Annotated in this window: 10 protein-coding genes; 2 read left to right on the top strand and 8 right to left on the bottom strand. The window is 40.5% G+C overall.

Annotation, left to right across the window (positions count from 1 at the left end):
• Positions 1 to 75: 75 nt before the first annotated feature.
• From araA to araB, 3 genes are read right to left on the bottom strand one after another with little or no spacing between them, the layout of a single operon-like run.
• Positions 76 to 1,560: an L-arabinose isomerase gene (gene araA / locus BANA01_RS14830; RefSeq protein ID WP_034676768.1), complete on the bottom strand. Its 1,485-nt coding sequence runs from the start codon at positions 1,558 to 1,560 to the stop codon at positions 76 to 78.
• A gap of 60 nt (positions 1,561 to 1,620) precedes the next feature.
• A complete protein-coding gene (gene araD, locus BANA01_RS14825) occupies positions 1,621 to 2,337 on the bottom strand; it encodes an L-ribulose-5-phosphate 4-epimerase (RefSeq protein ID WP_034676770.1) in 717 nt (238 codons plus the stop codon).
• Positions 2,331 to 4,025, bottom strand: a complete 1,695-nt coding sequence (araB, locus tag BANA01_RS14820) for a ribulokinase (RefSeq protein WP_034676772.1) — start codon at positions 4,023 to 4,025, stop codon at positions 2,331 to 2,333. Before araB ends, araD begins: the two co-directional genes overlap by 7 nt.
• Positions 4,026 to 4,509: 484 nt before the next feature.
• Between araB and BANA01_RS14815 the strand changes: the two genes are divergently transcribed.
• Positions 4,510 to 5,640 (top strand): GntR family transcriptional regulator, encoded by a 1,131-nt coding sequence (locus tag BANA01_RS14815; protein WP_034676774.1) that lies wholly within the window; start codon positions 4,510 to 4,512, stop codon positions 5,638 to 5,640.
• A gap of 183 nt (positions 5,641 to 5,823) precedes the next feature.
• Here BANA01_RS14815 and BANA01_RS14810 read toward each other — a convergent pair whose 3' ends face one another.
• The 5 genes from BANA01_RS14810 to BANA01_RS14790 all read right to left on the bottom strand — a co-directional run bounded on the left by BANA01_RS14810 (position 5,824) and on the right by BANA01_RS14790 (position 11,649).
• A complete protein-coding gene (locus BANA01_RS14810; RefSeq protein ID WP_034676776.1) occupies positions 5,824 to 6,999 on the bottom strand; it encodes an amidohydrolase in 1,176 nt (391 codons plus the stop codon).
• 2 nt (positions 7,000 to 7,001) lie between these two features.
• The gene (locus tag BANA01_RS14805) at positions 7,002 to 8,255 is read right to left on the bottom strand and encodes a Zn-dependent hydrolase (RefSeq protein WP_034676778.1); all 1,254 of its coding nucleotides are present in this window, start codon (positions 8,253 to 8,255) and stop codon (positions 7,002 to 7,004) included.
• 16 nt (positions 8,256 to 8,271) lie between these two features.
• Positions 8,272 to 9,477, bottom strand: a complete 1,206-nt coding sequence (locus BANA01_RS14800) for a hypothetical protein (RefSeq protein WP_034676780.1) — start codon at positions 9,475 to 9,477, stop codon at positions 8,272 to 8,274.
• Positions 9,478 to 9,722: 245 nt separating this feature from the next.
• The gene (locus BANA01_RS14795; RefSeq protein WP_052106431.1) at positions 9,723 to 10,346 is read right to left on the bottom strand and encodes a histidine phosphatase family protein; all 624 of its coding nucleotides are present in this window, start codon (positions 10,344 to 10,346) and stop codon (positions 9,723 to 9,725) included.
• Positions 10,347 to 10,482: 136 nt separating this feature from the next.
• Positions 10,483 to 11,649: a TraB/GumN family protein gene (locus BANA01_RS14790; protein WP_034676782.1), complete on the bottom strand. Its 1,167-nt coding sequence runs from the start codon at positions 11,647 to 11,649 to the stop codon at positions 10,483 to 10,485.
• Between the two features lie 166 nt (positions 11,650 to 11,815).
• Between BANA01_RS14790 and BANA01_RS14785 the strand changes: the two genes are divergently transcribed.
• Positions 11,816 to 12,703, top strand: coding sequence for an AraC family transcriptional regulator (locus BANA01_RS14785; RefSeq protein ID WP_034676784.1), 888 nt, complete (start codon positions 11,816 to 11,818; stop codon positions 12,701 to 12,703).
• Positions 12,704 to 13,096 lie beyond the last annotated feature (393 nt).

Raw genomic sequence — 13,096 nt, 5'->3', positions numbered from 1 at the left:
CTGAAATTCAAATGGTTCCCCGGGTGCTAAAGCTAACCATAAGAGCTCTCATACTAGTAGCCTTTATGTCGGAATTTAACGATAGATAACGTCATTCCAGCGTAGTTCATTTATGAATGATTCTGTTTTTGTGTCGTTGTTAATGACAACCATTTCAATTCCAGCTAATTCGGCAAAATCTCTCAACTGTTCGGTTGTTACTTTGTAAGAGAAACCAGTATGGTGAGCTCCGCCTGCTTCGATCCAGTTTTCAACTGCTTGATTTAAAGTTGGCTGACACTTCCAAAGCACACGTGCAACGGGTAGATTCGGCATATCCTGTTCTGGCTGAACGGCCTCTACTTCATTTACAAGAAGACGGAACCGATGTCCAAGGTCAACAATTGAAGCATTTAATGCAGAACCGCCTCTTCCATCAAATACGATTCTTGCAGGGTCTTCCTTACCGCCAATTCCTAGCGGATGAACCTCAATCTTAGGACGAGTAGCTGAAATTGTCGGACAAACCTCAAGCATATGTGCACCCAGAACCATTTCATTTCCTGGCTCAAAATGATAAGTGTAGTCTTCCATAAAGGATGTACCTTCATTACCAGCAATGATTTTCATCAAACGAACTAAGGCTGCCGTTTTCCAATCACCTTCGCCAGCGAAACCATACCCTTGTTCCATTAAGCGTTGAACAGCAAGACCAGGAAGCTGACGTATATCATGCAAATCTTCAAAAGTAGTTGTAAATGCTGTATAGCCGCCTTCCGTCAAGAATGCTTTCAAGCCAAGTTCAATTTTTGCTTGATAACGGATGCTGTCTCTAACTGGTCCATCTGTAAGACCTTCTGGAGTAATATCATATTGTTTTTCATATTCAGCCATTAACTGATCAAGTTCTTGTTCACTTACATCGTTCATACGTTGAACAAGGTCACCTACACCGTATCCATTAACTGTCCAGCCAAATTTGATTTGCGCTTCTACTTTGTCACCTTCCGTAACGGCTACTTGGCGCATATTATCACCAAATCTCGCTACTTTAAGGCTTTTACTTTCTGCAAAAGCAACTGCCGTTGTCATCCAGCTGCCAACACGTTCTCTAACTTCTTTGTTTTCCCAATGTCCTACGACAACCTTACGCTTAACCTTCAAGCGACTTGCGATAAATCCGTGTTCACGGTCTCCGTGTGCAGCTTGGTTAAGATTCATGAAATCCATGTCGATTGAATTCCAAGGGATATCACGGTTAAATTGTGTTGCAAGATGGAGATATGGTTTTTGAAGTGATGTAAGTCCCGCAATCCACATTTTTGATGGAGAGAATGTATGCATCCATGTTATAATCCCTGCGCAATTTTCATCCGCATTCGCTTCAAGAATCAAGCGGCGAATGGCATCGGAATCCTTTACAACTGATTTAAAAACTAATTTATATGGAACCGCCGGATCATGGTCTAGACCGCTTACAATTGTTTTTGAATTTTCTTCCACCGCTCTAAGTACATCTTCTCCGTAAAGTAATTGACTTCCGGTTACAAACCAAAATTCATAGGCTTTTGTTGTTAACAAGGTAAATCCCCCTCAAGGTAGTTAATAATCTTCGGTAAATCATAATCTATAAAAAAATGCTTAAAGTGTCTGATTCGATGTTTTTGTTTGGCCGTAATACGCGTTCTTCCCATGCTTTCGCAGGTAATGCTTATCTAGCAAGTGTTGTTGAATGGGGTTTATGCCAGCATTTAGCTGGAAGGTATGCAGCGCCATTTTCGCTACTTCTTCTAGCACAACGGCATTGTGCACTGCCTTATTGGCATTTTCCCCCCAGCAGAACGGTGCATGGTTAAACACTAGAACTCCTGGCAAAGCGACAGGATCTAATCCTTCTTTTTCAAACGTTTCAACAATGACATTTCCTGTTTCAAGCTCATATGCACGATCAATTTCCTCTTGAGTCATCTCACGTGTACAAGGAATCTCTCCATAATAGTAATCTGCATGAGTTGTTCCTAGTGCAGGAATTGGACGTCTTGCCTGCGCCCAGCTTGTGGCCCACGGAGAATGGGTATGAACAACTCCGCCAATGGTTGGAAAAGCACGATAGAGTACTAGATGTGTTGGTGTATCAGATGATGGGCGCAGATTTCCCTCTACAATCCGGCCTTCCAAATCTACTACTACCAAATCCTCAATCGTTAGCTCTTCATAAGGAATACCGCTTGGTTTGATGACAACAAGGTTTTGTTCACGATCAATACCGCTAACATTTCCCCAGGTAAACGTCACTAAGTTATGTTTTGGAAGCTGTAAATTCGCTTCCAAAACTTCCTTTTTTAGTCGTTCTAGCATACTGTTTCCCCCACTCTGTCCACGGAGCTAGCACTTTTAATTTTCTTTAATGTTTTCATCACGTTATTTTCACCGCGTCCAAAATAATCATATAAGCGTGCATATTCTGTATAAAGCTGGTCATAGACAACCTTATTTTCAGCTTTTGGCTGATAGACATAATCTTTGACTCTGCCCATATCCTTCGCTGCTTCCGTAATACTGTCATAACCGCCGCGTTCTTTACCCGCCGCAACCGCACCAAACATAGCAGAACCGAGCGCCGGTGTTTGAGAGGAAGCAGATATTTTAATGCTCATATTTAATACATCAGCATAAATCTGCATCATCAACGCGTTTTTCTCAGCAATACCTCCTGCAGCGTAAACTTCATTAACAGGAACACCATTTTCACGGAACGTTTCAACAATCATCCGGGTACCATAAGCGGTCGCTTCAATGAGCGCACGATATATTTCCTCAGGTTTTGTTAATAATGTTTGTCCTAGAAGCACACCCGTAAGATTAGCATCTACAAGCGTTGAACGATTACCGTTCCACCAATCCAGGGCAAGGAGACCGCTTTCACCAACGTTTAACCGACTTGCTTTTTCAGTTAATAACTGGTGGATATTTACGCCTTTTTCTTTTGCTTCTTCATAGTAGCTTGCTGGTACACAGTTTTCAGTAAACCATTCAAAATGGTCACCTACACATGATTGCCCCGCTTCATAGCCCATATATCCAGGAATGACTCCATCTTCAACCACACCGCACATACCCGGTACAATTTTTTCCTCATCACCTAGTAAAATATGACATGTAGAGGTTCCCATAATCATTAATAGTTTCCCAGGTTCCGTAATTCCTACTGCTGGGACAGCAACATGTGCATCCACATTGGCAACGGCTACGGCAGTACCCAGGTTCAATCTGGTTAACTTAGCACCTTCAACTGTGATTTCTCCAGCCTTAGAACCAATTGGAAAGATATCAGTAGATAATTTATCTTCAACAACATTTTCTAAACGAGGATCGAGCACTTTAAAAAATTCTTTAGATGGGTAGCCGTCCTGTTTATGCCACATCGCTTTATAACCTGCCGTACAACTATTGCGTTTTACTTGACCCGTTAATTGAGAGATAACCCAATCTGTTGCTTCCAAAATTTGATCAGCTGCTTCATAAATTTCAGGTGCTTCATCGAGGATTTGCCATACCTTCGGAATCATCCACTCGGAAGAAATTTTTCCGCCGTAGCGTTGTAAGAATTTTTCTCCACGTTTTTCAGCAATTTCATTCAGCCGGTTTGCTTCATCTTGTGCAGCGTGGTGCTTCCAAAGCTTGACATAGCTGTGGGGATTTTTACTATATTCAGGTTTCAAGCAAAGAGGAGTCCCAGTCTGATCAACGGGCAGGACCGTACAAGCTGTAAAGTCGATTCCTAATCCGATCACATCATCCGGGGAAACTTGTGCCTTATCTAATACTTCTGGAATGGTAACCTGTAAAACTTCTAAATAGTCTGTGGGATCCTGTAAAGCCCAATCATGGTCTAATTTGGTTGTTCCATCTGGTAAAAACTCATCCAATACTCCATGTGTGTATGGTTTTACAGCTGTTGCAACCTCTTTTCCAGTCCCAACCTCAACTAAAACGGCTCTTCCTGACTGCGTACCATAGTCGACACCAATTGCATATTTAGCCACTTTTTTCCCCTTCCCTTTAGAAAGAATACGTTTACATAATCCATGAAAAATTTTTAAAGTTTAATAGAATACGATTGAGGACGTCACATCTTACTTAGGTTTATGAAATATATTTAATACAGTTATATGTTATCCGTACAACAAGTATGATTAATCTAACGAAACATACAAGTTGATTGTTATTTAACAACAAACAGCACTTGTACGTATAACATTTAGCTTGATTTTACCACCTATTCATATTTTTTCAAGGCATTTCACTATATATTTAGAAAATTTATTCATACAAGTTAGAAGAACAGGATCCGATTTTACGTTTTTACCTGTACAACCGTTCTTTATTTTCCCACTTATGTACGTACGTGTCCTTGGTGTATAATAGATATTGTGAGATAATCAAAGTGGTTCCTACTTTTTTATAGTCCAATATTTTATTGTTATTAATATACGCTTTATAACTGTTTATATCGAAAGTGGTGATACAGTGGCCCCAAAAACAAAGTACAATATGGTGAAAGAAAATATTATGGAATGGATCGCCAGCGGTAAGGTAAAGCCTGGTGAAAAAATATATTCAGAAAATGAACTTGTTAAAATGTTTGGTGTGAGCAGACATACGGTCCGCCAGGCAGTCGGAGATCTAGTGCATGAGGGATGGCTTTATAGGGAGCAAGGAGCCGGAACCTTTTGTTCATTTAAAAAGGAAGGAATTGAGCCAACTGTTCTGCCAGCTCAAACGAATGGTAAAAATATCGGAGTAATCACAACTTATATCTCCGACTATATTTTCCCTTCCATCATTAGAGGAATTGAATCCTACTTAACAACAAAAGGGTATTCGTTAACACTTGCCTGTACGGATAACGACATTGAGAAAGAAAAACAGTGCCTGCAAACCATGTTAAGCAGGAATATCGATGGACTTATCGTCGAACCATCAAAAAGTAGTATCTATAACCCTAATATTCATTACTATTTGGAACTTGAACAACACAATATTCCATACTTAATGATTAATCAGTACTATCCACAATTATCTCCTCCACATATCGTTGTAAATGATGAACATGGAGGCTATATTGCTACTGAACATTTAATTAAACTAGGTCATCGGAAGATTATCGGACTATTTAAATCTGATGATCTCCAAGGAGTTAACCGTATGCAGGGCTTCATCCGTGCGATCCGAGAACATGGGATTCCATTCTTCCCAGACATGGTGATCTCCTACACAACCGAGGACATGAACGATATAGTTAGGAATCATTTAAACAAATTTTATTTATCAGACGATAAGCCGACAGCGATTGTTTGTTACAATGACCAGTTAGCTTTAATGGTTGTAGATGCATTAAGGAATTTTCAAATCAGCGTACCAGATGATGTTTCAATTGTTGGTTATGATGACTCGTTCTTAGCTGAGGCTTTCGAAGTAAAGTTAACATCAGTCGCCCATCCAAAAATAAATATGGGGATCGAAGCAGCGAAACGAATTGTCGCAGCCGTGGAGGGAAAAGACAATAATCCTCAGTCCATTACTTATGAACCTGAGTTAGTCATAAGAAATTCTACCGCTCCGTTAATTAGTGTAAATACGTTGGATATTCAAGAATAAGAGTTAATAGGAGACTTTGTTAAAGCCTCCCGCTTTAAGCAAACAAAAATAGATACCGCCAGCGGCGGTATCCATTTTTATTTGCACTAACTATTTTAGGCAGCAACTGTCCGCCTGAGGTGGACAGTGTCCACGAGTGGTGACAGGCACCATTATTCACCGTTATTCACCGTTATTCACCTTTTATTCATTTAAGTATGCCCATGCATATTGGGCATAGAGCTCTGCGCCTGTGGCGAGGGCGTCTTCGTCGATGTTGAATTTGCCGTGGTGATGGGCCCATTCTGTATCTTTTTCGGGGTTTCCGCTGCCGACTAAGGCGAAGCTTCCTGGTGCTTGGCCGAGATATTCACTGAAGTCCTCGCCGCCCATGGTAGGTTTTTCGTTATATACCACATCTTCGCCAAATGCTTCTGCAGCAACTTTTTGTACTAAGTTTGCACTATATTCATCGTTAATGACCGCTTTGGTTCCACGAATATATTCCACCTTTGCCGTTGCACCGTAAATCGCCGCCACCTGATCCGCATAGTGCTGAAGCTGTGTTTGAATATGGTCTCTCGTTTCAGGGTGGAAACAGCGTACCGTTCCTTCGATTACAGCATTTTCTGCGATTACATTGAACCTCGTACCGACGACCATTTTTCCAATCGTAAGAACGGCAGGATGCTGGGCGTCAATGGTTCTGGAAACTACGGTTTGAACATTCATAACAAAAGACGAAGCGACGATCGCAGCATCAATACATGCATGCGGCATGGCTCCATGTCCGCCTCTTCCCTTGAACGTAACTTTAAATAAATCTGCTGAAGCAAAAGATGGTCCTGGTGGACATGATACTTTATGGGTAGGCATCTGTGACCAGATATGGATACCAAATACGTTATCCACACCCTCCATGGCTCCTTGAGCCACCAAAGCCTTCGCTCCTTCTGCTACTTCTTCAGCCGGCTGGAACAATAAGCGTACATTACCGGGTAATTCCTCTTTTATATCATTTAGAGCTTTAGCCGCAATTAATAGCATTGATGTGTGGGCATCGTGACCGCACGCATGCATTTTTCCATCTTCCTTTGAAGCATACTGTAAATCTTTGTTAAGCTCCTCTACCTGTAAAGCATCCATGTCGCCTCTTAAAGCAACTGTTTTACCGGGCTTGCCCCCTTGAATTTCTGCAATAACACCGGTAGGTTCCGTTTTACGATAGGAAATTCCTAATTGATCAAGGTATTCACAGACAAATTGAGTAGTCTTAAATTCCTCCCAGGATACTTCTGGTTCCTGATGAAGCTTTCGACGTAATTCTGTTAGTTCTTCGCTATATGATTTAATTGCTTCTTTAATTTTTGCATGGATCATTTTTATTCCGCCTCCGTCAACTTTTTGGCTGCTTCATATAAAACCTGAACAGCATTTGCAATATCCCTTGAGTCGGACCATTCTTCCGGACAATGACTTAATCCATTTTTACTCGGAATAAACAACATACCTACATTTGTAAAATCAGAAAAGACCATGGCGTCATGACCTGCTCCGCTGTTTATCGAACATTTAGGGATATCTAATTCACTCGTCTTTCTCTTCAGTAAAGTGACGATATCCTTGTTCATTTCTTTTGGTTGTATATATAAAAGCTGCTCAACACTCACTTCAATACCTTGCTTACTATAAAAACCCGCTATGTCTTTTACTTTTTGAATCACATTCAAAACATTTTCTTCCTTGCCTGAACGGATGTCCACCGTAAATACTGTCCTATCAGGAATGACATTCGCTCCATTCGGGAATACATTTAACCGTCCAGTAGTAACGACTGTACCTTCCCCTTCTGCTGCCGCAAGTTCTGGGAATTGAGCAATCATCTTCGCTGCAGTGACTAACGCGTCTGCTCTACGATCCATCGGGGTTGTACCTGCATGTCCCGCCTGCCCCTTGACCGTTACCTCTAATTGAGTAAGGCCCACAATCGCTTCCACAACTCCAATAGGGATACCTTTTTCTTCAAGGATTGGTCCTTGTTCAATATGCAATTCAAGGTATGCCTTCATGGTTTTGGGATCTCTTTTTTTCGGAAGTGAAGGATCAAGTCCGATTTTCTTCATGGCATCAACAGCATAAATACCATCTTTATCTTTTAAACTATTAAAACCTTCCTCATCTAATAACCCAACCATTCCACGTGACCCCATCAGTCCGCCGCCAAATCTTGACCCTTCTTCTTCAACAAGCGCAATCACTTCTAAAGGATATTTTGGTGTTAACTTGTTCTCAGCAAAAAGTGCTGCGACTTCAAGTCCTGCCACAACTCCCGCAGGACCATCATAAGAACCGCCATTTGGAACGGAGTCAAAATGGGAACCAACAAGAACACTTGGTGCATCCTTCAAAGTTCCTTCAAGCTTCCCAAAAATATTACCAAATCCATCTTCCCGAACAGTTAAACCATACTCTTCCATTTTCTTCTTTATATATCGGCGTGCCTGCAAATCCTCAGGACTATATGTAAGCCGAGTAGTACCTTTACCCGGTGTAGCGGTAAAGGTACTTAATGTATCAATATGACTTTCAACCCTTGTCTGAACATGATCTAAATTTGTTTGCAACTTTGTTTCCATTTAATCCAATCCCTTCTTACAAGAATCCTACAAAGATGCCCGCTAGTACGACCGACACCATGGTAACGGTAATAAATCCTCCGACAAGCATAGGTGGAAGCATATGGCCAGTCAACATTTCTCTCTCTTTTTCATCTTCTGTTAAGGATTTAATAACCTCGTTTGTGATAATATAGTCAGCTGGAAATCCATATAAAGCTGTAAGTGAAACAGCAAAAGCCATTTCTTTACTCACTTTTAAAATCTTTCCGGCAATGAACGAGAAGATATACATCCCGATTACCCCTAGTACAATGGTGCCGACAAGCGGATAAATAATTTCAAGCATCATGCTTGGTGTCGCTTGTTTTAATCCGTCAAAGATAAACAGCATAAGCGCCATGAGGGCAAATCCGAAACCATTTGCTTTTTGTAAAACCTGCTTTTCCAAAAATCCTGCACTAGTGGCAATTACCCCGAACAATAAGCAAAGTACAAACGGGCTGATTGCCACAACTGGTGCTACTAGAGTAGAAGTTAGATAAGCTAGGTATGCAACCAATGAAAGTCTCAAAAACTTAAAAAAGTCTGTGTTATATTTTTCTGGCATATTCTTAAATAAATTCAACTCAGGCTTTGCAACCGCAGTAGCAGCAGCCACTTCAGCTGCAGCCTTTCCTTGTGCCTCTATCGCAAGTTTTCCATTGCGGTATTGTTGCAGAAGTCTCTTCCCTTCTTTTTTCAAAACGACGGAAGTAATCGGATACCCTGCAAAGCCCTGCATAACATAAATCACGATGGCAAAAACAGATAGCGAGGCAAGCCCGGCTTCCTTAGCTCCTTCTGACATAATCAAGGCGGATACAACTCCACCTACTAAAGGAGGAATGGCAACAACCACTGTCTGGTAGCCAAAAAGCAATGTTCCAATTCCAAATAAAATAGCGATAATTCCTAAAATTCCTGATAGCGCAATGACAATCGTTTTCCATTGATTCTTCAATTCTTGAAGGGAAAGTAAAGTTCCCATATTGGTAATTAATAAGTACATCATCATGGTTGCAACAACTGGCGGTACACCTGCCAATGCAACGATATCTTGCGGGAAGAATGTCCAATATCCAAAAAGGAACAAAACAGCACAAACGAATATAGAAGGCACCCATGCCTTTGTTCGTACTGCAACTAAATCTCCGATAAATAAAATGGTTAAAAGAATGACTAAAGCTAACATCTGTGACATATATGCCCCTACCTTCTTGGTTGTATTTACCAATCTTTCGTAATACGAAAGAAAAAAGTTATTATTAGAATAATAATATAATTATACTTTTCAGTCAATTAAAATAATTTGAAATATTATTGCAAACGTTTTCAACCTATTTTCCACCAAATAACTGATGAATTTTCTATATTAGAAAAAAATATAATTATTCTTAGAAAACAAATAACACCCCCAATCGAATGATTGAAGGTGTATTGTTGGAGTCAGTTAACGACTGGCACAAAAATTTTCTCGTATTGATAATCTCCATCTACTTCCTTAATTTTAATAACGGAGGCGTTTTCTACCGGTCTGAAATTCTTCAAATCTTGTATTGGCCAATTCATCAGGAATGTTAAAAGCATATGGATAAAGGCCCCATGGGTGACAACCACAATATTTTCATAACGTTGCTGCTTTCTCACACGTTCTACTACCGTATGCATAAACATCGTCGCACGCAAATAAACATCCGCAAGTGATTCTCCATTCTGAAAGCGAAAGTAAAATTGACCAGCTGCTTTGAACTCTTTCTTTTTTTCAGAGGGACGATCAGCAAAATCATAAAGATTCCCCAGCTCCCACTCTCTTATTAACGGATTCTCGAAAAACGGAACACCTTCTGGTAAAAGCGAATGAATCGCCTTAGCGGTTTGCATTGTTCTTAAATAAGGGGAACTGTACAGAACAGTCCTTGGATTAACAATTGTTTTAAAAAATTCAGCTGTTACCTGTGCTTGTTTTTGTCCCAGTTCCGTTAAATTATGCTGTGAATCATGGGTATGTGCCATAACTGTTTTATCCACATTATGCTCAGCTTCACCGTGGCGGATGAGATAAATGTTCAACCATATCCAACCCCTTCTACTTGTCTATTACCTCTATTCTACTTCAGCCAACTGCACCATTACCTTGTAAACGTTCGACAACATTTTACAACAAAAAAACCACAGCTCTAAGAACTGTGGTAGACATCAAACACTTTTATAAGTTATTAAGGAAAGTACGTATTACGTCTGCTCCTCCAATTAAGGTTCCAAACGAACCACCAATGTTGGTAAGGATAATGACTAGCAAGACCCTCGTAAATTTATTACGCCAAAAGCCTTTAATCGAAAAAACATCTTCTGATAATGTTTCAAAGTCTGCGACACTCGGGCGTTTGATATAGGCTTGTACAATCCCGGAGACCCAGCCTGCCGCCAACAATGGGTGTAAGGTGGTAATTGGTGCGGCCAAAAAGGCTGATAAAATTGCCAGTGGGTGCGCTAAGGCAGTAGCAGCACCAATGGCCGCTGTGATTCCGGTCCAAAGTATCCAGCTAATCGCTTGATCCATACCAGCGGCCGGATTAAGAAAAAAGGTAAACGCAATCAGAGCCACAATGAGCACCGGGATCGCCCACCCGATAATTTGCGGTGTTTTCGATTTTGGTTTTGTTTTTGTTAAAGCCTGCAAGTCTTGGTCATTATGAATTTCTTTCGTTATCCCCGGAACGTGCGCTGCTCCTAAAACGGCTACTACCTTCTTACCAGGTGCTTCTTTAATCTTCTGTGCTAAGTATTGATCTCGTTCATCAATTAAAGGCTTCTTTAATCGTGGAAATGCTTCTGAAATTTCAGCAAGAGATGCATTCAATGTATCTTGTGTTTTCATTTTCTCCAGTTCTTCTTCAGAAATGGACTCTTTATTGAAAATGCTATAGAAAATAGAAGTTAACAGCTGCCCTTTACCCCAAAAGCTAACATTGCTCCAAATTCGCGAAAAAGTAATTTGGATATTTCGGTCGGCTAAAACAAGTTCAGCTCCTATTTCTTTTGCTGATTCAATACCTTGGATCATTTCTTGTCCAGGTTTTGTATCAAACTGCTTAGCTAATCGGTTTTGAAACGAAGATATAGCAAGATTCATTAGAAGAAGTGTTGCCTTCTTTTCTTTAATGACCTTAAAAATATCCATTTCTCTCCATTTGCTGCCTTCCATAATCGACTTGTAGCGTTGGTCATCCAATTCGATACATACAGAATCTGGACGTTCACGATCAATAACCTCTTTCACCTGCTCTACACTTTGCTTGGAAACATGAGCGGTACCAATTAATATAATTTCTTTTCCATCCAAATCAATTCGGGTTATATTTTCTTCCGTCATAATCTACTTCCTTCATAAAAGTATACTTTTACATTTTGTCCTATCCTTATAATGAAGGACAGCCAGCAGAATTTCAACAGAAAGAATAACGACACACACATGCAAAAATAAATTATAATTTACTAGATATGGTAAATACGAGGTGATCCTTATTCAACAGTTACACATGCTGCAGCAGGTAATCAATTATATCGAAGAACATATTAAGGACCAAATAGATTCAGAGAAATTAGCTGCCATGGCAGGATATTCCCCCTACCATTTTTATCGGGTTTTTCAAAAGCATACAGGTTATACCTTAATGGACTATGTCGTCAAAAGGAGACTTCAGTATGCCTTACACGAACTCGTCAATGGAAAGAAAGTTATTGAAATTGCTATGGATTATGGATTTGATACCCACGCTGGTTTTACAAAAGCCTTTAAAAAATGCTTTGGGAGTCCTCCCAGCTTATATAAAATTCATTGTCCCAAATCATTACCGCAAAAATTAGATTTGATTTCTATTCATCAAAAGAATACAGGCGGGATTGTAATGCAGCCGATGATTGTAAATCGGGAGTCCTTCACAGTTGCTGGTAAAACATTCGAGGTTAATATGGGGAATGTATCTTATACAAGAGACGCCCCTGCCATTTGGGATCAAGAGGGGTTGGCAGACGGATCCATTGAAAGATTGCTATATCAATCACTTGCCCCTAAAAAGCATGGGGAGTACTGTATTAACTTAAGTTCTACGGCAGCAGAAGATACGTTTACCTATTTATTTGCTGTAGAATTTGACGCAGATACTTCGCTTCCGGGCGGGCTGACAACCTTGCAGCTGCCAGCAGCTACTTATGCCGTGTTCAGAACCCCTTCGGTGGAAGTGGAGAAGTTTGCTTCAGCCATCAAAGGAACATGGAAGTATATCTTGGAGGACTGGTTCCCTCAATCCTCTTATGAAGTGGATGATACCGCATATGACTTTGAGTACTATGATGAACATTGTCATCACTGGGATTTCGAAAAAGTCTATATGGAGATTCATATACCCATAAAAGATAGATGTTAGCCCATCCTTTAGATTGTCGAGAAAGGGGATTTTTCTCGGCATTTTTGTGAGTCTGACCTAGCTATATTTCATAAAATATTTCACAAGATAATTGGGTATCCTGATTACAAGATTTGTCCTAAACCTAGGTGCTTGAGGAATATCTATCTACAAGGATTTGTTTTCAATCCGGGGGATTGGGGACTACTCTTCCTGTCTATCCTCAAGGATTAGTCCTCAATCCGGGCGCTTGAGGACTAATCTTCCTGTCTATCCACAGGGATTCGTCCTCAATCCGGGGGATTGGAGACTAATCTTACTCCTATCCACAGGGATTTGTCCTCAAACTAGTGGATTGGGGACAAATCTTACCTTCTATCCACAAGGATTAGTCCTCAATTCGGGTTCTTGAGG

Source organism: Neobacillus niacini NBRC 15566 (assembly GCF_001591505.1).
In the GTDB taxonomy this organism is placed as follows: Bacteria; Bacillota; Bacilli; order Bacillales; family Cytobacillaceae; genus Neobacillus; species Neobacillus niacini.
The sequence above is the reverse complement of the archived record's forward strand: the minus strand, read 5'-3'. Positions and strand labels throughout refer to the sequence as shown.